This is a genomic window from Rhizobium sp. 01N48 (assembly GCF_056399145.1).
The window spans coordinates 1-24,114 of record NZ_JBFTQT010000002.1; the positions used below are offsets into that span (position 1 = coordinate 1).

Here is a 24,114-nt window from a genome sequence, read left to right on the forward strand (position 1 = left end):
GCCTTGACCGCATCCAATGCGCTAGCGAATTCGATTAGGAAGCCGTCGCCTACGATCTTGAAGATTCGACCGTTGTGGAACGTCACGGCGGGCTCGATAACGCCGGAACGGAGCGCCCGGAGGTTCTCCACCGTCGCTACTTCATCAGCCTCCATCAGGCGAGAATATCCCACCACATCGGCAACGACAATGGCGGCAAGACGCCGCTGAAGAGATGGATCTGTCATCTGAGGACAAGCCTAACGACTGAACTCGCAGGGTATTGTTCGCCCTTTGGTGAGTCAACAAGTCGTAAGCCTGTCACGGCTGCTTGGCGGAGATGCAGGTCACCGCCTATGTATGCCGCTGATAAGATGATCTGACGCGCTGAATCGCCGCAGATTGCACCCTGCTAAAGCGGGCGAAAGCACGACGGCTCGAGAAGCCAGTGAAATCGTGTGGCCGTAAGACCTTGACTGGGGTTGACCTGAGGCGGACATTCAGACGCACTCAACATCGTAATCTTTCGCTCTGCAGTCGAACCCGGAGGAGTGGATGTCTCGTGAGATTGTCTCGTCTACGGCGCTGCCAAAAGCATCTCCGTACTTTAGCCATGCTGTAAAGGCTGGGGGCCTAGTATTTGTCTCGGGCACGGCGCCGTACTCGCCAGAGACGGGTGAGCTTGTGGGGATATCTATCCAGGAGCAGACCGCCCAAGCGCTTCGCAACATTGCCGCCATCCTGGAGGCAGCCGGCACGGATCTAGACAGGGCCGTGAGTGCTACGGTCATCCTCGCTGAAGAAGAGGATTTTGCGGGCATGAATGAGGAGTGGCTAAGGTGGTTTCCAGCGCGCCCTCCGGCGCGCCAGGGGGCAAAACTCCCCGTAAAGGTCCCGGGGCTCAAGATTTCGATCGCCGTGATCGCCATGATCGCCGAAGAGTGAATTTGCCTTTGGCATGGAGCGCCGCAGACATTTGAGTGCTCGCGAGGTTTAACGCGATGGTCACTGCGGCTGCGATGGGCAAACTTCCCGGCTTCCATCCAGCGCCCTAAACTGAGGTCGATAGCGCCGCGCAGGCGGCCGTCAAATGGAGATTCCCGATCAGCTCAGTTGTATCGACGACGAGGCGGTTTGGCGGTCTCCGCTTCGCCAGCGCGCTTAGGTAAAGTTTTCCGTCTGGAACCGTACCAACGAAATTAGGAGCTTTGCTAATTGATGATGCACCCTAAATATTGTCGATGACGAGGATATTGCGTCGTTGGGAGGATATGATGGCGAATAATGCTTGGAATGCCCCAGTAGCTGTGAATTTCCCGCATCAGGAACAGAAGGTTATCGGTGGTCCGTTTGAGGCCATGACCTGCCTCACTGACAGGTGGCCCAATATGAGTGGCCTGAAGTTTTTACGTGCCCGCATGGCTTGCAAAGCCGCGCTCGATGGTCGCCTGAGTGCGGATGACGCACGGGTATTCTTTGTCGACGCCGTTGGCGAGGCCGGTGGCAAAGCACACTGACCGTAGACACCGTCGAAAAGACGTTTGCCTCGTTGCAGCGTTTCTGGCTTCCGACTAGGCAAGGCACACACCTGGGTTACCTATCTGGTCGACGGGGGGGGGACTTTTCCGATAACGAACGATCGGGATTGGGGACCGGTCGTCCTGGAAGATAATCGTACGCGATTTCAGATTTGGCTTACTCTAAGAAAGCATCCAACTCGAGCTTGATAGTAGGCTTGCGTCCATGGCAAAACTGGGGAGGGTTGGACATCGCCAGGACGAGCGGTCACTTCGGCACAACCTATTTGTCGCGAACCCGGCGTCGCGTCGGCAACACGCCGATCTGGACCGACCCGTACTCTCACGACTGCCAGCGAATATGCGTAGTAAATCGGTCACGAGAAGGGTCGAGACTGGGAAGGAGCTGTGATGTTAAGCTGCACATAGGGACATTCACTACGGGCGCAATCTTGACATCTGCTGCAGGCAAGAAAAGCTTGTGACCCCACCTTTGGAGCTCGCCCCAGATGCTCCTTCACCACCGGCGCGTGATTGACCACAACGACTACCGCCACGCCAATTGGTTCCAAGCCTCTGAATTTGAAGCGAAAGCCAAGCTAAATGTGATTTGTCAAAAAAATATGCGCATGGAGCCAATCCCTTTGAGAAGCCCCCGTGGGAGGAGCGAGGGGCGGCGAAGGATCAGCGAACACCAACCCTTCGCCGGTCGCCAAGGCGGACAAGGGACAAAACCGTGGCGATCCTGCTCTAACTTGCGTTTATCGAGAGAGTTCCGGGTAGCGTGAAACGCGGGTTGGCTTGGTACGAGCTACCCTAAAGCAGATAACGTGGCGTTGAGCGGCCAAACGAGGGATCGGTGGCTGACTTTGGGCGCTCAGGCTTGCACCTGAAAATGGCCCACTGAGCCTTTGTTTGGTGAACTCGATCAGAGGCCATTGGACGACTGTGTGTGGCGTGTGCCGCATTTCTCCGCCCATCGATCTTATGGGCAGCTGTCCGGAACCTAGTCACATGACTGTCGTTGACTACCGCCAGTTTGCCCGTTTCCCCGATACATGGTTCAGCTTGATGTCAGTAGATCCCCAAAACCAAGTTTGCGCTGCAAATTCAGCCTTTGTCGCCAGTGAGCTGGCGCGCCATGTCGAAGCCAGCCGCAGTGAAGATATTGTCTTCGTCGCACGCTCGGACGGGCGTGCAAAGCGCATCGTCGAGGCATGCGACTGCATCTCGCTCGGGAGCAAACTCATATATCTGCCCGCGTGGGATTGTCTTCCATACGATAGGGTACCGCCATCGAGAGCTTCAATGGGAATGCGAATGGATGCCCTGCGCGACTGGCTGGCGACGGAGCGGGGCGGACGACTATGCGTGACATCACTTGAGGCAATGCTGCAGCGGGTCCCACCTGCGGATGTTATCCAGTCGACCTATTTCAAAGTAGCCGTCGGCAGCCGGTTTGATCTCTCATCGTTCGAAGCTTTCCTCTCGCAGACAGGCTACGCGGTCGACGGTGTCGTCGATGAACCTGGTGAGGTCGCGATCCTAAAGGACGTCGTTGATATATTTCCTGCCGGTGGTAACCAACCAATGCGATGCTATCTGAACGGAAACGGTATTGTCGAGGAACTCTGGTTTTATGATGCGGCGACACAACGCACGCAAGCAAGCGTTCAAACGATGTTGTTTGGACCAGCTTCCGAAGTCGTCCTCCGCCCCGAGAATCTCGTAGAACCACCGAGTGGGCAGGCCATTTACGCCCAGATTCTTGCAAACTATGGCACACTCCAAACGGTATTCGACTTGTTGAGACCCGCTGCTTTTTTGGTAGAGGACGAGGTAGACGAAAGGGTCGACGAATATCTCGAGATTATAGAGGACGCGCGAATATCGGCCGGGGCGCCTTTGACGCAGCGCTCGCTCTATCTCGATCGCGAAACCTGGGAAAACACGCGCACGTCGCCCGGCTGGTCGAGGCTCGATACGGAGGGCTATTTACCGCTAGAAACAGGAGGGAAAGGGTTCAGAGCCCTAATGGAGATTGCCAACAACGCGGCCGCCGACGGAGCCTCCCTCGCTATAGTGGGGGACGAACCTCAGTTGACCCGATTGACGGATCGCCTGAGCAAATCGCTGACCACAAAAGTGGCGCCTACCAGAACTTGGCAAGAACTCTTGGAGGCAGGACCGAGTGTCCGAAGCGGAATGGTCCCGTGGACAGAAGGGTTCATAGATCGTAAGCGAAATTTGGTGGTGGTGGCTTGCCAGGACATTATTGGTCCGCCGATCGGCCACCAACGCAACCTCGCAGCGTCGACGCTCCGTGCTCCGGATCTCCAGATTGGAGACGTCATCGTCCATGAAGACCATGGGGTCGCAATTTTGCGCGCAATCGAAACCACCGTTGTCGAGGGCGTAGAATTTGACACCGTGCGGCTCGAATATCATGGGGGTGCTTCGATCATCGTTCCGATGAAGGATTTTGGCCTCCTTTGGCGATACGGGGCCGAAGCCTCTTCCGTCACCTTGGACCGGCTCAACACGAAAGGATGGGCGAAGAAGCGAGATGACCTTGAGCAGGATATCAAGCTCGCAGCAAGACATCTCGTGGAAGTTGCTCGTCGACGGTCCGAGACAAAATCAGAGCCGCTATCGCCACCGCAAGACCGGTACCAAAAATTCGCTGCGCGCTTCCCCTACACTCTCACGACCGACCAAATGAACGCCATCGATGAATGTCTGGCCGATATGGCCAGTGGCCGTCCTATGGATCGTCTGATTTGCGCGGATGTCGGATTTGGAAAGACCGAAATTGCTCTGAGGGCTGCGGCGGCTGCTGCAATGTCCACCATGCAGGTGGCAGTGGTAGCGCCGACAACTATTCTGGCCAGGCAACACTACGATGTGTTTAAAAAGCGATTTGAAAGATCCGGTCTCAAAGTCGGCCTGCTGTCGCGAGCAGTGAAAGACGGCGAGGTCAAGCAAACGCTCGATGCGATAAATGATGGGACCGTCGATATTGTAATCGCAACCCATGCAATCCTGAGGAAGGACCTGAGCTTTCAGAGGCTGGGGCTGGTTGTTATCGACGAGGAGCACCGTTTCGGCGCTGCTGACAAAGCCGCTATACGGGCTCTTTCGCCAAACATCCATGTATTGGCCCTCTCTGCGACGCCTATTCCCCGCACCCTGCAATCCGCTCTCATCGGGGTTCAAGATGTGAGCTTGCTCACAACACCACCAGCGCGTCGCCGCCCCGTCAGGACCTCCATCCTACAAACCGACACGGCGACGATCCGGGCAGCTTTGCTGCGCGAGAGACGTCGAGGCGGACAGTCCTTTTTTGTCGCCCCACGGGTCGCCGACATCGCTCCGCTCCAAGCAATGCTTATGGAGATAGCGCCAGAGCTTGAGGTTCTGGTGGCGCACGGCAAGATGGCGGTAGATAAGATGGAAGATGCAGTTGTCCGCTTTTCCGAAGGCGAGGCCGACATTCTACTTTCAACCAACATCGTTGAGAGCGGTCTCGATGTACCCCGCGCGAACACGATCTTCGTCTGGCGTTCCGACCGATTTGGTCTGGCACAGCTTCATCAATTGCGCGGCCGCGTTGGAAGAGGCAGATCGCAAGGGCTGGCGTACATGTTGACCGAGACGGATGGGAAGGCAAGCGATGATAGCCGCCAGCGTCTATCCGCACTGCTCAAGTTCGATCGTCTGGGATCGGGTACCGACGTGGCGATGAACGACCTTGAGCTGCGTGGCGGTGGTAGCGTGGCAGGCGAGGAGCAGGCGGGACACATCAAGGTTCTCGGAACTGGTCTCTATCAAGAGCTTCTTGCAAACGCGGTACGCTTGCTTCGTGGAGAAGTCTCAGCTTCGTTTGAACTTCCCAATTTCGAGATCGGCGTAGCGGGCTTTATCCCGTCCGATTACGTTCCCGATCCAACAGTGCGACTGAGCTTTTATACCCGTCTTCAAAAGATGACGTTGATGGAAGAGTTTGACGAGTTGGAGGAGGAGATGTTGGATCGCTTCGGCGAACTCGCCGACCCAGTGGTGGTCTTGCTTCGAGCTATGCGCATACGAGCGCGAGCGGGCCACCTGGGTATAGCATCGGTTCTTGCAGGGCCAGACGGAACCGCAATCGAATTTCACAAGCGCCCAGATGCTTCGATACTGGAGAAGTGGAGAAAGTCGGCACGAGCAAACGCGAAAGGGAAACGGGTTCTGTTTGACTTGAGTACCGAGACCGTTGAGCGCCTGCCGTTTCTTGAAACTCTTTTCGCGACTGCCGCCGGTTGGGACAACGTAGGCAGAAGCAATGGATGAGATTGTTGGTCATGCTAAAAGGCGGCTTGTAGTTATCAGTGACTACCAGGAAGGATGTTTCCAGGATGTGGCGCTCCCGCTAGCCGCCGAATTTCAAGCTATGTGGGAGGCACGTGGCATTGGGGGATCCGCGTTTGGAAGGGAGTACAAGGAGGCGTTCGAAGTGGCAGGCAGCTACATGGAGCGTCTCCCGCTTGCGTTCTTACGATCTAGGCTTGTCGACAGCGCCGAGATTTGGACCCACAGTCGCAATCCCGAGCCAGCTATTGTCAGTCGAGACAACGACCCGCTGACGCGCAGGTCATTCAGAATGAACGGTCCAGTGCCTCCCTTCTCCTCAAACGACATGTTGGGCCACATCGCCGCCTTTAGAGCACCAGAAATTTTATGTGTATGGGGGCTCGGCGTTGACGAAGAAATCATGCGCGCATGCAGCGGAAGCTTTAAGATCTACAATTCGATCGATGCGCCAGCGCTACGTATTCCGCCTGAAGTCAGCCGACATTTCGATCTTATCCTAACCGGCGCCGATTGGCAGTCTGCGGAAGTGCAGCGCGTCCATCCAGGCTTGGCAACATTGGTGCTACCAATTGGGCCTGAATTCGCCTCCGAGACCATGTTCAGGCCACTGGGCTTGGAGAAGGTGTATGACGTCATCTATGTAGCCGCAGCGCAACCCTACAAGCGTCACGACATCCTCTTCGAGGCATTGGCAAAAATTACCGCGCCGCTCAAAGCCCTCTGTGTCTGCGGCTATGGAGATTTGGTCGACACGTTCAAAGCTCGAACAACGGAGCTCGGCCTGAACGTTGAATTCATTGGGCCTCCAGGCGTGGGCTATGACGAAGTCAATAGATACATGAGCCAATCGAAGATTGGGGTGGTCTGCGGCGTGGATGACGGCGCGCCGGCCATTCTCACAGAATACATGCTCGCAGGGATTCCCGTGCTAGCGAACAACAAACTTGCCTGCGGACTGCAGTACATCACGCGTGACACTGGCTTGGCTGTCGACAGTGCTCTGTTCGCCCAAGGCATCGTCGAAATGCTCGCGAGACTGAGTGATTTTTCGCCAAGACAGACCGTCTGTGAAAACTGGCTTTGGCCCGCCTCGATTGACAAGCTTGCACACGCCATCCGGTCAAATCCGAGGGGGCATCTTATTTTTGGGAGCAAGGAACCATCGTCATAAATGCAGGTTCACTAACGCAACACAGCGTGGGGATTTGGCATGAATCTTGTGACGGCTTTCAAGGCGCTTGATCATCGCTCACCGATAATTTGTTTCTCCCACCTCCGTTGGGACTTTGTGGTTCAACGACCGCAGCATCTGATGGAACGATTCTCTTGCGATCGGCTGGTCATTTTTTTCGAAGAGTTCATTCCAACCGACCACCATTTGGCATACTTCGAAGTGCATAGCTTCGAGGGAACAGCGGTTAAAGCGGTCCGACCGCGGGTCCCTCATTGGTGGTCCGAAGCTGAGCGACAAGCTGCTTTGTCGCGGCTGCTCGATGAGGTTATCGCTTCGTTTTGCGGAGCCAAGCCGATTATGTGGTTTTACACCCCTTTGATGTTCTCTTTTGCCCGTCATGTCGACGCGGATGCGGTTGTCTACGACTGCATGGATGAACTCGCAAATTTCAAGTTTGCACCACCCGACCTGAAGGATGCCGAGGGTGCGCTATTGAGCCGGGCGGATGTGGTATTTACTGGCGGAAAGAGCCTTTTCGAAGCCAAAAGCAATCGTCACACCAACGTCCACTGCTTTCCGTCGAGTGTCGATGTCACACACTTTGGCTCGGCGAGAGCCCTCAATGACACGCCCAACGACCAGACATCGATCGACTTGCCGCGCCTCGGCTATATTGGCGTCATCGATGAGCGGATTGACCTAGAGTTAGTAGATGAAGTCGCGAGAACGCGGCCGAACTTTTCGTTCGTCTTCGTGGGTCCCGTCGTGAAGATTTCACCATCGGACCTGCCTAAACGAGCGAATCTGCATTATCTCGGTCGAAAAAGCTACCATGAGCTTCCAGCATTTCTAAGCGGCTGGCGAGCAGCTTTGATGCCATTCGCGCACAACGATGCCACCCGCTATATCAGTCCCACAAAGACCCCTGAATATCTTGCTGCCGGCGTTCCGGTCGTTAGCACGCGTATCGCGGATGTCGTGGCAGGTTACGGCAATATACCGGGCGTGTTTCTCGTGGATGGAGCGGAACATTTCGCTGCAGCCTGTGACGAGGCTTGTCGAATGGATCACGGCGATCCGGCCTGGCGTGCCGTGATCGATGAAAAGCTTTCCGAGTCGTCTTGGGACAAGACTTTCGCAAAGATGAGCGCCTTGGTGGAACACGCGGTCGCACGAGAAGAACTCCATGTCTGACGCCAAGCGCGTGGTTATCGCCACAGACAGCCTAGAGCCGTCGGGGTTGGGGGAGCACATGCTCGACCTCGGACAAGGCTTGCAAGAGACGTTTGACGTAACATTCGCGGTCGTTGGCGACGACCGGACTGGCTTGCTCCCGCGGGCGGCTCGCCGCGGCCTGAAAGTAAAGTTGGCGAGAGATGACGTAGAGTTCCGCGGCTGGTTGCAGGGTGCCGGCGTTGATCTTTTGCACGTCCACGCTGGAATAGGCTGGGAAGGCCATGAACTTTCCTCGGCCGGGATCGATTGCAACGTCCCCGTTATCCGGACCGAGCACCTTCCATATTTGCTGACCGATCCCGAGCAAAAACGGCGTTACCGCTCAGCCACGGAACGTATTTCTCAACACATCGTAGTCTCCGCAGCTTCCAAGGCAAGCTACCTAGCGGAAGGGGTCTCTAGCGATCGCATCACCGTCGTCAGGAACGGCGTTCAGCCGATGACACCGACCACGCCCTCGGGCTCGATTGATGAAGAACTTGCGATCGCGGGAAAGATTGTTCTGCTGACAGTTGCGCGTCTGTCCCCGCAAAAGGATCACGCCTCCCTCATCAAGGCTTTCCCCACGATATTGCAAGCGGTCCCGTCCGCCATTCTTCTGCTCGTGGGAACTGGGGAGGAGCAGTCAAATTTGGAAGCTCTCGTCGAGGATCTCGGTCTCACTTCGCTTGTGCGTTTTCTTGGATCGAGAGCTGACGTCGCTGATCTGATGCTGGCGGCGGATGTCTTCATTCTCCCATCGCAGTTCGAGGGGCTCCCTCTAGCGGTCCTCGAAGCCATGTCGGTCGGATTGCCGGTTGTTGCGACCCGAATTGGCGGAAGCGTCGAGGCTTTGGGAGAAGAACATGAGTATTTCGCTGAGCCCGGAAAAGATACTTCCATTGCCGAGGTCGTCATCCGGGCGCTCCAGGATGCTGACCGACTAAAGGCTGCCAGCGAAGCTGGGCTTGAAAGGTACCGACGCCATTTCACCGCCTCCCGTATGGTTAGTGAGACGGCCGGGGTTTACGGCCGCCACGTAAGCTCTCAAAGCTCGAAGGGTAACACGATGACGAAGACGCGCCTCGGTTTCATTGGTGTTGGCGGTATCGCGCAACGCCACCTGAACATTCTTGCGACTTTCAACGACGTTGAACTTGTCGCCTTTTGCGATCCGGACCTTGGTCGAGCGGACGCGGCCGCCTCCCGCTTTGGCGCCAGATCCTATACATCGCATAAAGAGATGCTCGACGCCGAGGAGTTGGATGCGGTCTATATCTGCATTCCACCGTTTGCTCATGGCGAGCCGGAGTTTGACTTGATTGAGCGGGGCATTCCGTTTTTCGTCGAGAAGCCACTGACGAGGGACATCGAGCTTGCAGAAGAAATCGCGCACAAGGTCAGTGCCGCAGACCTGGTCACAGGCGTTGGCTACCACTGGCGATATCTTGATACTGTCGATGAAGCGCGCGAGTTACTTCAAGACAATCCAGCGCAGCTCCTTTCCGGGTATTGGCTCGATTCGACACCGCCTCCTCAGTGGTGGTGGAAGGAGGAGCAGTCCGGCGGGCAGATGGTCGAGCAAACGACGCACCTTCTTGATCTTGCCCGGTTTCTTGTCGGCGAAGTCACTGAGGTTTACGGCAGGACGGGCCATGTGGACCGCGGGGATTTCCCTGGCCTTGACGTTCCAACTGTAACCACAGCCAACCTGACTTTCGAGACTGGCGTGTTAGCCAACATCTCATCGACCTGCCTGCTTGGTTGGAGCCATCGGGTCGGTCTCCACATCTTCGCTGACAAATTGGCGATCGAGCTAAACGATCATGAGATCATGGTTGATGTCGGTCGGGGTCGCCCAGTTCGCGCAGCCGTTGGTGACCCGGTGTGGAGGGAAGATAGGGATTTCATCGATGCGGTAGCAGGGGGGCCGAACAACATTCGTTGCCCTTACGGCGACGCGCTTGTTACGCACCGGCTTGCTCTCGCCGTTATTGCGTCGGCCAACAGCGGCGATCCTGTGAGATTGGAGCCTGCGTCATTCGATAGGAACACCTTGCAGCCGCTTCAATCGCAACACGTCGATGATCTTGACCAGCCTTTGCCGGCTGGTCACCGGTTAGTCCGATCTCTTGGCGTTCACGGCCCGTCGGAAGCCTATTTGTTTGAATATGAGGAAGGACCAACGCCTGACGGACAAGTCAGGCTGGAGACGCTGTACACGGGACTGTCAGCGGGGACGGAACTAACGTTCCTCAAGAATACCAATCCGTACTTCCATTCTCGCTTCGACGGTCAGCGCGGCGTCTTCGTGCGAAACGAGCCCGATCTTCATTATCCGGTCCCCTTCCTTGGCTACATGGAAGTGGGGAGGATCGTCGAATCCAGGGCGGCGGGTTTTCAGGATGGACAGATTGTATCTGCGACCTATGGCCATAAAAGCGGGCATACAACCGACCCTTACCACGAAACACTCATCCCGCTCCCGGATGATGTCGACCCGATCCTTGGGATCTTTGCAGCTCAGATGGGTCCCATTGCTGCCAACGGTATCCTGCACGCCGATGCCGAAGTCTTCGGATCCCATGTTCCATCGCTCGGCGCGAGCATCGCCGGACGACCTGTGCTCGTTTGCGGCGGAGGACCCGTCGGATTTATGACCGCTCTGTTTGCCCGGAAAGCGGGCGCTTCCGAAGTGGTGATCACCGACCCATCGTCATTTCGACGCGCAAGGGCTGAGGCTTTAGGATTCGTCGCCGTCACCGATGACGAGGCGTGGCAGTACACTAAGGCGCGATGGCACGACGGGATTATGGGTCGGGGCGCCGACATTGTGTTCCAGACCAGAGCCAGCACTGAAAGCCTGCATCTCGCAATGAAAGCACTGCGACCTCAAGGCGTCGTCATTGATCTTGCGTTCTATCAGGGCGGTTCTCCCGAGCTACGACTTGGGGAGGAATTCCATCACAACGGTTTAAGCATCAAATGCGCTCAGATTAACAGAGTGCCACGGGGGCTCTCTGCGAGCTGGGACAGGCGCCGACTGGCAGCGGAAACGGTCGAACTACTCCGCAGAGATGGCCAGGCTATCAGAGAACATATCATAACCGATATTGTACCGATGTCGCAGGGCCCCGTGTTCCTGCAAAGTCTGATCGACAATCGACCGGACTTTATCCAGATCGTCTTTCAGGCTGACCTATGATCGGGGACGATAAATCGCCTACTCGAATTTTGTTTGTATTCGCCTGGCTCGTCGTCGGCGGCGAGGAGACGGAGATCCGTCTTCTTGCAGCCAACCTGGATCCTGACCGGTACAAGATAGATGTCGTCGCGTGCTTTCGTAAACCTGGGATGCCGGAACAAACACACCAGCAACTTGAAGCGCTCGGCGTACACGTCGACACAACACCTTACGATCTCTCATTCGATGACACGGTCGCCTACCTCGCCGGGAAGGTGCCGGCATATGACCTCGTCGTCTCCTGCCAGAACGTCGCCGACATATACCCTGCCTTGGAAAGGCTTAAGCTCCGCCCGCCGCTGATCGAGCATGGGGGGCTGGTATCTGAAGCCGAAGCAGGGCCAAAGCATTTCACTTCGCGTTACGTTGGTGTGTGTCGCACAATCACCGAGGCGGCTGCAGCCCGAATGCCTGGACGCGAGTCCCATGCAGTCGAAATTCCCTCGATGGTCGATCTCAGCGAGTTCGGAAACGGTCGACGTAGCGCGGTTCGATCGGAGCTCGGAATCGACGAAGGCGAGGTCCTTATCGGGTGGGTGGGAAGACTGGATCCCAAAAAGAACGTCGAGGACTTCATCGATGCGGCGGCGTCAGTTCAGGGAAGTTGTCCAACTGCAAAATTCGTCGTCGTCGGCGGCCCTGACGCCTTTCACCCCGATTACGCTGTTGAGCTCCGTCAGCGTGCAACCGCGCTCGGTCTCGGCACAAGGTTGACCTTCCTTGGAGACCGGACTGACGTCCCGGATCTCCTGTCAGCAATGGATATCTTCGTCTGGCTTTCCAAGGGCGAGGGAATGCCCCACGTGATCGCAGAGGCAGGCGCTGCATCACTTCCGGTCATCGCAACGCCTGACAACGGTGCTCTGCAGCAAATTGAGGATGGAGTTTCCGGCCTTTTGGTTCCGTACGCAGATGTGGGGGCAGTTGCGGTTGGCATTCAAAAATTGATCGAAGATAGATATGAGCGCAAACGCCTCGGTCAGCAGCTGAGGCTGAAGATCGAGGAGCGCTACAGCGTTGCGGCTGTAATACCGCTATGGGAGAAGTTGTTCTCGGACGTTCTGCTCGAACGGCAGGCCGGGCGTCCCAAAAAGATTTTCAAATCCTTCTTGCAAGGCGGCTTCGAATGCTCGACCCATCGTCTGCGGCAAAGAGAAGGGGAACAGCGCGGGCGTCGTCTGGATGTCATCCACACCACGCAGCATGATGACCACGCTTACCAAGACTATCTGCGCCTACAAGAGTTCGGCATAAGAACGGTTCGCGACGGGTTTCGATGGCACCTGATTGATAGAGCAGGTAGCTACGATTGGTCGAGCGTTCGCTCAATGCTGAGGGCGGCATCACTCTCAGGCACGCAGGTCATTTGGGATCTGCTCCACTATGGTTGGCCCGACGATCTGGACATCTGGTCGCCGAAATTCGTCGAGCGTTTCGCAAAATTTGCCGGAGCATGCGCCGATGTCGTGCGAGACGAAACCGACCTGGTTCCGTTCTATTGCCCAGTGAACGAGATCTCGTTCTTTGCATGGGGTGGAGGCGACGCCGCGTACTTAAATCCTTTCTCGAGACATCGTGGGTTTGAGTTGAAGGTTCAGTTAGCACGCGCCTCAATCGCAGCCATGGACGCGATCCGAGAGGTCGATGCACGCGCCCGTTTTGTCCACTGCGATCCGGTTATCAACGTCGTCGCGGATCGCGCACGCCCGTGGGAAACTGCCGCCGCCGAAGGCCACCGGCTCGCACAGTTTCAAGGTTGGGATTTGATCGAAGGCAGGATTTGGCCACAGATCGGAGGCCGAGCTGACTACCTGGATATCGTTGGTGTCAACTATTACTTCAACAACCAATGGATCCACGGAGGGTCTCCGATCGATGTCGGGCACCAACAATACAAACCACTTCGAAATATTCTTGTGGAGACGTACGCCCGTTATGGTCGTCCTATTCTAATAGCCGAAACCGGTATAGAAGGCGATCGCAGGGCATCGTGGATCCAGTACGTTGTTGTGGAAGCTTCGGCGGCGCTCGCTGCCGGCGTTCCACTCGAAGGCGTTTGTCTCTACCCGATCTTGGACCATCCAGGTTGGGACGACGATCGGGACTGCCGAAACGGTCTTTTCGCATCCTCAGTGACTCCAAGTTTTCGACCCGTCTCCGATCAGGACTTTGCCCGCGGTATCGAAACTATGTTTGCGCGTTTTTAGAGACGTGGTTACACGCCGGGCCGTACACGAAGTGGACGAAATAGACGAGAAGCGCATTGCGAAAATGCCGAGATGGTATCGACGCGGAAGGCGCACAGCCCGCGACGTGGGACAGGCCGCGTGTGATCCGCGTTGCCGCGTGTCAAATTTCCCATTGCTAACTTATGAGCTTCTTAGCTTCGCAAAAGACGCCTCCAACACCCTTCAGTTTCTCCGGGTCACGCTCATTAGTATGGTTTGGAGATCCGAGAGAGGAACTGGCTTGGTGAGATGGAAATCAAACCCGGCCTCCTTCGCTAGTTGTTTATCCTTGTCCTGACCCCAGCCGGTCTGCGCGATTATTATGGTGTCCTCGAATAACATATCCCGACGGAAGGCTCTGCAGACCTCGTATCCGTCCATTCCCGGCAACCCGATATCAAGCAGTATCGCGTCAGGGAGATAGCTCCTGGCGGCGTCCAGCGCCTCTCTCCCATCATGGACAGCCTCGAATTCGTGGCCAATGTCTTCCAGCAACATGCCCATCGTGTCCGCGATGATGGGGTTGTCGTCGACGACCAGAACTCGCAGCGGCCGAGGAGGTTTTTCCGCCGTTTCGGCTACTGGTTCGGAGGGCGAGGTAGTCGCTGGCGGTGCGGTCAAAGGCAGACGGATCGTGAACGCGCTACCCCGATCGACACCATCGCTCGAGGCGCTGACAGAGCCGCCATGCATTTCAACCAACTGCTTGACCAGAGCCAGACCAATCCCCATCCCCCCTTGAGATCGCTCGCGATGGTCCCCGATCTGCGCAAACAGACGAAAGACGTCGTCCTGCATCTCGGCGGGGATACCAATTCCGTTGTCCGTGACGCCAATTAGCACTTTGCTGCCATCAGCGGCAACTGAGAGACGGATACGTCCTCCAGACGGCGTATATTTTGCAGCGTTTGTAAGAAGGTTAGAGACGACTTGTGACACGCGCGTCGCGTCTGCATCGATCCATAAGTCAACGTTCGGAACATCGAGTTCGAATGCGTGGCCGGCACTGTCGATGAGCGGACGGCTTGCTTCGACCGCCGAGTGGATAGCATCTGCAATTTTGATTTTCTCTTTTCGGAGCTCGATCTTACCCTGGCTGACTCGCGCGACGTCCATGAGATCGTCGACCAGTCGTACAAGGTGATCGAGCTGCCGGTCCATCATGTCCTTAATTTCAGTGGCCTTTTGCCCGTCAGGATTGCGACGCAGCAGGTCGAGGCCGTTTCGAAGAGGGGCAAGTGGATTGCGAAGTTCGTGTGCAAGGGTCGCCAGAAATTCGTCTTTTCTTCGGTCGRCCTCGCGCAGCGCCTCGGCCTGGAAATGCAGTTGGTCTCGCTGGATCTCGATCTGTTGACGCTGACGGTGCAGTTCGAAGAAAACCTCAGCCTTGTGACGCAACACATCCGGCTCGATAGGCTTTTGAATGAAATCCACCGCGCCCGCCTCGTAGCCCGCGAAACGGCGACGATCGTCGGTGCTGCCGGCGGTGACAAAGATTATCGGGATTCTGCGCGTTCGCTCGTTTCCGCGCATCAGCTCGGCGAGCTCAAAGCCGTTGAGACCGGGCATCTGAACGTCAATCAGGGCCAGCGCCACATCATGCTCCAGAAGAAGCTCCAGTGCCTGATCGCCGGACCGCGCTTTTAAAAGCGAAAGATTCTCGCGGCGAAGCAGAGCCTCAAGAGAGAGGAGGTTTTCTTCCAGATCGTCGACCAGCAAAAAATTGACGGGAGTCATGGGTCAAACCTTTTGTAAAAAAGAAGTTATAGAACTAAGCGACAGCATTAGGGCGTTTGGCACGGCGTCAATCGCCGCCTGTGGCATGGCATCTTGAAAGGCCTCATTCGGATTTTGCACGAGTGTAATGCCGCCGGCGTCGGCGACCGCCTTGAGACCCGCCGCCCCATCCTGATTTGCACCAGTGAGAATGATGCCGACCAAGGCGGCGCCGTATGCGTCGGCGGCCGACTCGAACAATACGTCGGTGGACGGGCGGGAGAAAAGCACGGCTTCGTCGCTCGATAACGCGAGCGACTTGTCTGCCTCAACAAGCAAATGATAGTCGGGCGGAGCAAAGTAGACGGTACCTGCCATAAGTGGCTCTTTGTCCTCAGCCTCCACCACCTTAAGCGCGCATTTGGCATTGAAGAGCTCGGCAAGCACGCTGCTTTTGTCGGGCGGAATATGTACAACCACGATGATCGGCAGTTTGAACGCTGCCGGCAGCGCAGGCAGAATGGCCGAAAGAGCCTCCAGCGCGCCCGCTGATGCGCCGATGACAACTGCCTCTGGTGCGGCTCCGGTCATCGGCCAGACCTCTGATAGATTTTCTCTTCACGCACGAAATCGGTGAACGATGGGCCATGTTTGGAGAAACGAAGGCTTTCCTTCGAACCCAGTCCAAGAAAGCCCTTTCGTGCCAGTGAGTCCTTGAACAACCCGATCGCCCTGTCCTGTAGCGGACGATCGAAATAGATCATAACATTGCGGCAAGAGATCAGGTTCATCTCGCCAAACACTGCGTCGGTCACCAGACTATGATCGGAAAAGACCACATGCCGGCGCAGCGTCTTGTCAAACGACGCCCTTCCATACCCGGTGGAGTAATAGTCCGAAAGCGAAGTCTTGCCGCCCGACTTGCGATGGTTTTCAGTGAATATCTGGATTCGGTCGAGATCATAGACGCCGGTTTCCGCGATCTGAAGCGCATCTTGATTGATATCAGTCGCATAAAAGATTGTTCGATCCTCCAGACCTTCCTCGCGAAAAAGGATCACGAAGGAGTAAAGCTCCTCACCGCAGCTGCAGCCGGCGATCCAAATCTTGAGCGAAGGATAGGTCCTCAGATGCGGGACGACCTTGTCACGTATGGATCGGAAATACTGCGGATCCCGAAACATCTCGCTTACCTGGACGGTCAAATAGCCAAGCAGGCGAGGGAGCATGGCCGGGTCATGGAGAACCGCCTCCTGCAGAGCCGAAATTGTCGCGAAGCCAAGCTGTTCGCGCGCCTGCCGCAGGCGACGTTTCACTGACGCCATTGCGTAATTGCGGAAATCATAATGATAGCGCACATAGAGCGCTTCCAGCAGCAGTCGGATCTCTATGTCCTCGATTTTCTCGAAAGTGTCGCTCACCGAGGCATCCACACGCGCACGAGGGACAAGAGTTTCTCGACGTCCAGAGGCTTCGCCATGTAGTCGTTAGCGCCCGCATCAATGCACCGCTGCTGATCGTCGGGCATCGCTTTCGCAGTCAAGGTGATGATGGGCAGCTTCTTCCAATCGGGGTTTCGACGTATCGTCCGGGTAGCAGTAAGTCCGTCCATAACAGGCATCATAACGTCCATTAACACCAGATCAATCTTTGACGTCTGGTCCCCGGAGGACTTGTCAAGAGCATCGAGCGCCTCTTGGCCATTCCGTGCGATCTGTACGACGGCTCCGCGAGGCTCCAGGATATTGGTCAGGGCGTAGACGTTGCGAACATCATCTTCCACGATCAGGATACGGCGGCCTTCGAGAAGCGCGTCTCTGTGCCGCGCCTTGCGGATCATTTTCTGCTGTTCATCGGGCAATTCGGAGACAACCTGATGCAGGAAGAGCGAGACTTCGTCGAGCAAGCGTTCCGGTGACTTTGCACCCTTGATGATGATGGACTTCGAGTAACGTCGGAGCTTTTGCTCTTCGTCAGCCGACAGGACGCGACCCGTGTAGACGATCACAGGCGGGAAAGAATGGGCGCTGTCCTTGCTAATCGTTTCGAGAAGCGAATAGCCGGAAGCGTCTGGGAGAGAGAGATCGAGGACCATGCAATCGAAGGTCTGGTCCTTCAGAAGCGCGAGGGTTTCTGCAGCGGTGCCGGCACTGATCGTCTCAACGTCGTGTGAGGTCAGCAGTTTGGCGACGGCGTCGCGCTGGACCTCGTTGTCCTCGACGATAAGGATGCGGCGAGCATCTTGCGCCAACTTTGCTTCGAGCGTTCGAAGCACCTCCACCAGTTGATCGCGTTGGACGGGCTTGAGCATGTAGCCCACCGCGCCCAGGGAGAGTGCGGTTTCCGTATAGTCGTCAGCCGAAACAATATGGATTGGGATGTGCCGTGTGCGAACGTCTCGTTTCAATCGATCGAGGACCGAAAGTCCCGATTGGTCGGGAAGACCGACATCCAGAACAATGGCGCTCGGCATGAATTGGTGGGCAAGGTCCAAGGCATCCTGTGCGGTGCCCGCAACGAGCGATCGGAACCCCATCTCGCGTGCAAGATCGCGCAGGATGCCCGCAAAGGTGTCGTCGTCTTCGAYGACCAACAGGATACGGCGGTCGTCCGAGGGAAGGGCACGATCGTCCTCCACGATTGAGCGAGAGGTCGGAATTGCGGAATTTGCCGTCGACACTGGGATGCTATCGGCCATGGGCAGGGCATTGCCAACCGGGGCTCGTGGGACGACGATCGACGGATCGTAGGATTGTGGGAGTGTGATGGAGAAGGTACTCCCCTTACCTTCCCGACTGTCAATTTGAATGGTTCCTCCCAGCAACCTCACAAGCTCGCGGGAAATCGACAGGCCAAGGCCCGTACCCCCGTACTTGCGGCTGATTGTGCCGTCGGCTTGGTGGAACGCCTCGAAGATCCGCTTCTGCTGCTCGTCGGCAATACCGATCCCGGTATCTGTTACCGCAAACGCGACCTGACCATCGCCCGTCCGGTTCATCGACAGCGATACCTTACCCCGCTCCGTGAACTTGAAGGCGTTGGAAAGAAGGTTCTTGAGGATTTGTTCCAGCCGCTGCAGGTCCGTCTCAATGACCGGAGGGCATTCATTTGCGATTTCGACCTGGAAGGCGAGGGCCTTGTTGGTGGCGATCGGTTCGAAGACCTGACGCAGGTTGTTGGCCAAACGCTCGACCGACACTGGTTCTGGCCTGACGTCGACATGACCCGCCTCGATCTTTGAAAGATCGAGAATATCGTTGATGAGGTTGAGAAGGTCGTTGCCCGACGACTGGATCGTCTGGGCGTATTTCACCTGCTCAGCAGTAAGGTTGTCGTCAGGATTGTCGGCAAGCAGCTTTGCCAAAATCAGAGACGAATTCAACGGTGTGCGCAACTCGTGCGACATGTTGGCGAGGAAGTCCGACTTATAGCGGCTCGCCTGCTCCAATTCGCGGGCCTTCAGCAGGCTCGAAGAATTGGCACGCTCAAGATCGTCCCGCTGAGATTCAAGCTGCTGAGCCTGTTCTTCGAGCTGGGAGTTCGTTTGCTCCAACTCGACCTGCTGCTGTTCGAGACGTGCTTGCGATTCTTTCAGCGCGCGGCTTTGCTCCTCAAGCTCCTCGTTGGAAACGCGCAGTTCTTCACTCTGGACCTGCAGCTCTTCGGACTGACGCTGGGTTTCTTCCAGGAAATTCTGCAGCTCGCTGCGATAATTTGCTGATCGGATGGCAGTTGCAATGGTGGAAGATGCTTGGCGGAGGAACTCCAAAACCTGTTCGTCGACCGGTCGCAGAAATCCCAGCTCCAGTACTGTATTGACATGGGCGTCGATTGCGGCAGGTGCGATGACCAGTTGCCGCGGCTTGTTGCGTCCCAACGCAGAGCCAAACACAAGATAGTCTTCCGGCACGTCGTCGACGATGATGGGCTTCCCTTCGACGACCGCCTGTCCCAGCAACCCTTCGCGCGGCTTGATCTGCTCCGGCATCTTGGCGTCGGTAGGAACGCCGTATGTCGAAGCACGGCGATATAGATCCGGGGTTCCGACGAAGATCGCACCGGCGATAGCTCCGAGATGGTTCGCCAGATAGCCAAGAATATTTTCACCGAGCTTTTCGGTGCGCTGATCACCCATGAGCGCTGCGGCCAAGCCGAGGCTACTTGCCTGGAGCCATTCGTCGCGGCGACGGGCCAGCGTCGATCGGCGGATGAGAACGCCAATGGCGACGGTCAGCAGGATGCCCAGAGTGCCGGCGAGGACGCTACTGGTCAAAGCGGTTCCGTAGGCGTCGTTCATCTCGTTCAGACGACGCATGCGCAGGTTCGATTCCTCCTGGCTCATGGCCAAGAGTTGACTGCGAATTGCATCCATCTCCGCCTTGCCACGGTCTGAGTTGACAATGGCGAGGGCCGATTCCGTCCCTTGGGCTTGCCGCAGCTCGATGGTCTGTTTCAACTCCGAAAGTTTTGCGTCCACATGCTGCCTCAATGTCGGGAGACGGCGAACCTGTGCGGGATTATCACTCGTAAGGTCGGCAATTGTCTTCAACTGAGTGGGGATCGTATTTAGAGCCCTGTTGTATGGCTCGAGATATCTCTCGCTGTTCGTCAGCAGGAAACCCCTTTGGCCAGTTTCAGCGTCTTGGGTCGTGGAAAGCAGCTCATCCAGAGAAATGATCACCTCATGGGAATGGACGATCGCATCGGTGTTCTGACGTAATGTCTTCAGGTTCATGTATGCGAAGACGCCGCTGATCAGGAAAAAGACGATCGCGCCAGCAAGGCTAAAAGCTATGATTGGGTCGAGTCCGAGCCCCCGCTTGGAATGGTCTTGCGGTCGATTATGCGGCATGAAATCCTCTGAGACGAGCGCGGAGAAGTGATAGTTGATGTCGAATTGCAGCCTCGCGCACATAGTGCACCAGGCGACAAGTTCAATCTCCTCGAACCGGCTATCGCACAACAATCGAATTTACAACCTAAAGAACGTCGTTTGCTTGGTTGAAATACTTCAAGTTCATCGCAACGCGGAGTGTTTGCTAGCAATGTGCGCAGCTCACAAAAAAACCAACGCCATGAGGCGCGGGGTCTGTCCCCAATCTAGTTGTCGGCGCCGAAACCGGTGGAGCGGCTCCACCGTGCAAGGCACCAAGCAAACCAGGGCGATCAACACCACCACGATCAATCCCAAAACGCCACCTAAGCCGCGGGCCCCATAGCGATTGTTGGCATAACAGCCGCGCCACGCCGAGCAGTACGAGAACAATGACGATTATCAGAAGAGTACTCGCGTTCTAAATCTCCTGGTTGAAAGAGCTCCAAACTTGAAAGCTCGGCCGTTCTTGCTGTTCAAGTCTGATGAGAGGAAAAGCACCTTGATCTCAATCGTGGCAGGTGTTTATCGGGCGTTCAACTGTTCTGCTCGTCCAGCAGAATTTTCGCGAGTTCGGCAAATTTGCCTGCTGGGTAGCGATTTAAATATGCCTCGATCATCGAGGCCTTGCTGCTGTCTCTAACGCTTTCCCAGAATGCAACTTCGACTGCAGGATCTTCATGAGCGATCGGCTCGCGATCGAGGCGCACCTTCGCAAGCGCGACAAAAGCGCCATTTGGGTATCGTTCAAGGTAGAGGCGGACTTCCGAACCGTCATCGTCCTCACGAATGGACTCCCAAAACGCGACCTCTTCCGCGTCAGCGTGATCTCCACTAGATGATTGCGTATCGTCAACGAAGTCGACTGAAGAAGGAGAACCAGATAAGACAGGTTTATAATCGTCGCTAAAAATAACCTTGAACACGCGGACTGGACGGGCGATATTTTTAACGCTCTGCTCTCCCATGTCCTCGAACGTTGCTTCAACCCGGTCGCGGATATGGTCTCGCACGCCTCGCGTCACGCATATTCCGCCTGCGTCCGCGAGTGACTCTAGTCGCGCTGCGATGTTGACGCCGTCGCCGAAGATGTCTCCGTTCTTCACCATCACGTCGCCAACGTTAATCCCGATGCGAAATCTCATTTGATGTTCGACATCAACATCTTGATTGGCAGCGTTGATAGCCAACTGGATGGCAATCGCGCAGTTAAAGGCCTGCACCACGCTTGGAAATTCAGCTAGGACGCTATCGCCGGCGGTACCAAAAATTTGCCCGTTCGCAGCCTCAATCAGGGCGTCGACCTTCGCGCGATGACCAGTCAACATTGCCAAAGTTCGTTCCTCGTCGGAGTGCATGAGGCGGGAGTAGCCCTCAATGTCGGCGGCGAGAATGGCGGCGAGCTTTCGCCGAAGGGGAGGCGCTTCCAAAGTCAACTCCGTGTTCAAAACGATGCTTCGTGTGGCGTAGCGTCTAGCGTTTCGCTTATGCGATAAAGGCCATTAACTTCCAAGGAATTCAGTGGCTGCGCACGCACCCAAGAGAGAAGCGAACATGCCTGCTTCGAGGCCCTGCGCCGGCATGTTTTTCTCTCCAGTTGTTTGGCAATCAGATAGGCAGCGTCCCTACGGTTTGCCATGGTCGTCCTCTGTTTTTGGAAGAAGTCTGACCTTCGTTCGAAGTTCCATCGTATCGACAGCAAATACCGAAATCCGGACGTCAGAAGGAGTCGAACGACGCCGCCCGAAGAACTGCGAGTTGTATTGGAAGCTTCTTCGTCTCGCTGAAACTGTTTCCTCAGAGGTCGCAAAAGCGTAGTGGGCCCACCTTGGCACCGCCGCTAACTGTTTAACGATCTGCAGACCCGAAGTTGACGATGGAAACGCAAGATTATGAAAACCGACTGTACACCAGATCGGTCTCCCTATGTATTCCTGTTCAAGCCCATGAAAAAGTGTGCACTTCCGGTCGGCAGTTTTGCTGATCGAGCAAATCATGCGATGTTGCACGACGCTCCTCCGCCACCTCTAGCATTGCGGACGTGAAGATGGACACGCTGCCCTTTGATACTTGGCATGCCGCCATCAGGGCGATCCTCGCATGTCGAAGGTTCGTTTCGGCAGGAGTGTTGGAGTCAATGGTCGTCACTCCGACCGCGCTGCGCACATGTACTGCTTGGCCGCTTAGAAGCATTGCGCGGTTGACGACCTCCACGAGGTGTTCCGCGGTTGAGATCGCAGACGTGTCGTCAAGTTCGTTCAAAACAACGATGAAGGTATTTCGGGAGCCGCGATAAACTCCTTGCCGCCCAACTACGCGACGCAGTCTGGCAAGAACGGTCGACTCGACACGATCAACCATTTCGTCGCTGAGCATGTCCCACGACACGCCTTGGTCAAACGCGACCATCAGCAGGTGAGTGCCTGCTCGCCCGTGTCCGAGTGCAATGAGCAACTCAGCCCTAGACGGCGCCGCTTCTTCATTCGCCGGAAATGCAGGCGTGGTCCCTTGTCGGGCCAGCGATCCATCTGTCAACGCGGTCTCCATCGTTGCGAAAGCGGACAATGGGCGCAAAGCAGTTAAAGAATAATGCGAGATCGTTCCAACTTGTTACATTCGATCCTCTCCGTTGCAGAGGTGCAAAAAAACAATGCGATGTGTCGCCGGATTGGACCAAACCAGCGTGTCACAGCTCGCGCGCGTTCGATCGGCGAGTGATTCTCGCCGCAGATTCGGAAACAATTCGTTCTGCACTTGAGACAGCAGCTAGGCTGTGAAATAGCAATGCTAGCCCATATGGCGAGGGGGTGAGTGCCCAATTCGAGGGTTCGGCGCCAGTCTGGCGTTTTGCCGCGACCCGACGGATGAAAAACATCCCCGCTCTGGATGACGGCGTTCACGCGGCCGATATAGTCCACCTCCAATGCAAGCGACCGCAAATGACGTGACGAGCGTCGGGGAGGAGGTGGAAAACCGCATTAGCCCTTTCTCGAATGGTGCGTGCAGGACCACTTCAGGTCCGGCACGCTTCAAGCGTTGCCGGCGGCGAGGCCTAGACGATCAGTCGACCCGTGATGGACCTTTCCCAAGGCAGCGCTCCCACCCGCTAGCTGTTTGGATTGACGACCTCGGAGACCGACTTGTCCGCACTCTCGCCGGGCTTCGCCAGGAGGACATACGCCCCCGCGATCATAATCCCTGCTGCGAAAATCACCGCTACAAATGCGTACATGCGGCGGCGAGCGTTATTACCTGTGGACATGCGTTGCTTAAACTCCTGTCAAAATGCGAAAAGGAACGCGTAAACAGCGTGTTGGGTTCCGGTGCTCCAAGATCGATTCAACGGCGATAGCTGGCCGTTCCGCGACGTACCGATCCATGTCATTATGAGCATGTCGCGCTAAGATTGGTTGGACGCGGTTTGTCGAATGGCCGGCGCTGACAGGTGTGCTGTAGTCCCGGCAGTCTCCATTGGCCAAAGAGGCTCCTATCGCCGCGGTCGCCAGCTTTGCACCAGCTTCGGCGGAATCGATTGGAGACGATGACCACAAGAGGCGTACGCGCCAGAGCCGCAGGTCGATAGGCGCAGCACGAGGACCTTGCCGACTAACTCCTTGAGTGGATCAAAAGGGGCCGCCTTTAAGATTGCAGCACGAAAATCTCTCTCGAATGCTTCCCGAGCAGTGGCCGGTGACCCCTTCACAATGACGACGGGCCCGCGTACCACAGCTCCGCGGTCATCGATCACAAAGTAGCCCACGCCGTCGACCTTTGCCGCTCTCGTCTTTTCGCTTACCAACAAGTCCAGTTCTGCT

General features: G+C 56.2%; 12 protein-coding genes and 2 pseudogenes. 7 read left to right on the top strand and 7 right to left on the bottom strand.

The annotated features are described in order from the left end of the window. Nucleotides 1–227, bottom strand: a pseudogene (locus AC1DOG_RS03800) (adenylate/guanylate cyclase domain-containing protein); the annotation flags it as partial. A 307-nt stretch (nucleotides 228–534) separates the two neighbouring features. On the opposite strand from AC1DOG_RS03800, the gene AC1DOG_RS03805 reads away from it, so the two are divergent. The 7 genes and pseudogenes from AC1DOG_RS03805 to AC1DOG_RS03835 all read left to right on the top strand — a co-directional run bounded on the left by AC1DOG_RS03805 (nucleotide 535) and on the right by AC1DOG_RS03835 (nucleotide 13,689). Continuing rightward, nucleotides 535–924, top strand: coding sequence for a RidA family protein (locus AC1DOG_RS03805; RefSeq protein WP_477926893.1), 390 nt, complete (start codon nucleotides 535–537; stop codon nucleotides 922–924). Nucleotides 925–1,253: 329 nt separating this feature from the next. After that, entirely contained in the window at nucleotides 1,254–1,496 is a 243-nt protein-coding gene (locus AC1DOG_RS03810) for a DUF982 domain-containing protein (protein ID WP_112942185.1), read from the top strand. 1,014 nt (nucleotides 1,497–2,510) lie between these two features. Beyond that, entirely contained in the window at nucleotides 2,511–5,828 is a 3,318-nt protein-coding gene (locus AC1DOG_RS03815) for a DEAD/DEAH box helicase (protein WP_477926894.1), read from the top strand. Next, nucleotides 5,821–7,020: a glycosyltransferase gene (locus tag AC1DOG_RS03820; protein WP_112974270.1), complete on the top strand. Its 1,200-nt coding sequence runs from the start codon at nucleotides 5,821–5,823 to the stop codon at nucleotides 7,018–7,020. Before AC1DOG_RS03815 ends, AC1DOG_RS03820 begins: the two co-directional genes overlap by 8 nt. A 39-nt stretch (nucleotides 7,021–7,059) precedes the next feature. Continuing rightward, nucleotides 7,060–8,199: pseudogene (locus AC1DOG_RS03825) on the top strand (glycosyltransferase family 1 protein); the annotation flags it as partial. Between the two features lie 10 nt (nucleotides 8,200–8,209). After that, the gene (locus AC1DOG_RS03830; RefSeq protein ID WP_477926895.1) at nucleotides 8,210–11,443 is read left to right on the top strand and encodes a glycosyltransferase; all 3,234 of its coding nucleotides are present in this window, start codon (nucleotides 8,210–8,212) and stop codon (nucleotides 11,441–11,443) included. Then, complete coding sequence (locus tag AC1DOG_RS03835) at nucleotides 11,440–13,689, top strand: glycosyltransferase (RefSeq protein WP_477926896.1); 2,250 nt, start codon at nucleotides 11,440–11,442, stop codon at nucleotides 13,687–13,689. Before AC1DOG_RS03830 ends, AC1DOG_RS03835 begins: the two co-directional genes overlap by 4 nt. Before the next feature lie 204 nt (nucleotides 13,690–13,893). Here the strand turns inward: AC1DOG_RS03835 and AC1DOG_RS03840 are convergent, their stop codons facing one another. The 6 genes from AC1DOG_RS03840 to AC1DOG_RS03865 form a co-directional block, all read right to left on the bottom strand. Continuing rightward, nucleotides 13,894–15,447, bottom strand: a complete 1,554-nt coding sequence (locus AC1DOG_RS03840) for a response regulator (RefSeq protein ID WP_477926897.1) — start codon at nucleotides 15,445–15,447, stop codon at nucleotides 13,894–13,896. Nucleotides 15,448–15,450: 3 nt separating this feature from the next. After that, nucleotides 15,451–16,017 (bottom strand): chemotaxis protein CheB, encoded by a 567-nt coding sequence (locus tag AC1DOG_RS03845; protein WP_477926898.1) that lies wholly within the window; start codon nucleotides 16,015–16,017, stop codon nucleotides 15,451–15,453. Beyond that, nucleotides 16,014–16,847, bottom strand: coding sequence for a CheR family methyltransferase (locus tag AC1DOG_RS03850; RefSeq protein WP_477926899.1), 834 nt, complete (start codon nucleotides 16,845–16,847; stop codon nucleotides 16,014–16,016). The genes AC1DOG_RS03845 and AC1DOG_RS03850 overlap by 4 nt, the downstream gene beginning before the upstream one ends. Next, nucleotides 16,844–20,278 (bottom strand): response regulator, encoded by a 3,435-nt coding sequence (locus AC1DOG_RS03855; RefSeq protein ID WP_477926900.1) that lies wholly within the window; start codon nucleotides 20,276–20,278, stop codon nucleotides 16,844–16,846. Before AC1DOG_RS03855 ends, AC1DOG_RS03850 begins: the two co-directional genes overlap by 4 nt. Before the next feature lie 557 nt (nucleotides 20,279–20,835). After that, the gene (locus tag AC1DOG_RS03860; RefSeq protein WP_112974273.1) at nucleotides 20,836–21,729 is read right to left on the bottom strand and encodes an adenylate/guanylate cyclase domain-containing protein; all 894 of its coding nucleotides are present in this window, start codon (nucleotides 21,727–21,729) and stop codon (nucleotides 20,836–20,838) included. A 508-nt stretch (nucleotides 21,730–22,237) separates the two neighbouring features. Continuing rightward, nucleotides 22,238–22,834, bottom strand: coding sequence for a diguanylate cyclase domain-containing protein (locus AC1DOG_RS03865; RefSeq protein ID WP_162725486.1), 597 nt, complete (start codon nucleotides 22,832–22,834; stop codon nucleotides 22,238–22,240). Between the last annotated feature and the right edge of the window lie 1,280 nt (nucleotides 22,835–24,114).

What these genes read in the sequence shown, in the direction of transcription:
- AC1DOG_RS03830 (WP_477926895.1), top strand. Translation starts at nt 8,210, where the DNA reads ATGTCTGACGCCAAGCGCGTGGTTATCGCCACAGACAGCCTAGAGCCG.
- AC1DOG_RS03815 (WP_477926894.1), top strand. Translation starts at nt 2,511, where the DNA reads ATGACTGTCGTTGACTACCGCCAGTTTGCCCGTTTCCCCGATACATGG.
- AC1DOG_RS03820 (WP_112974270.1), top strand. Translation starts at nt 5,821, where the DNA reads ATGGATGAGATTGTTGGTCATGCTAAAAGGCGGCTTGTAGTTATCAGT.
- AC1DOG_RS03835 (WP_477926896.1), top strand. Translation starts at nt 11,440, where the DNA reads ATGATCGGGGACGATAAATCGCCTACTCGAATTTTGTTTGTATTCGCC.
- AC1DOG_RS03805 (WP_477926893.1), top strand. Translation starts at nt 535, where the DNA reads ATGTCTCGTGAGATTGTCTCGTCTACGGCGCTGCCAAAAGCATCTCCG.
- AC1DOG_RS03810 (WP_112942185.1), top strand. Translation starts at nt 1,254, where the DNA reads ATGGCGAATAATGCTTGGAATGCCCCAGTAGCTGTGAATTTCCCGCAT.
- AC1DOG_RS03845 (WP_477926898.1), bottom strand. Translation starts at nt 16,017, where the DNA reads ATGACCGGAGCCGCACCAGAGGCAGTTGTCATCGGCGCATCAGCGGGC.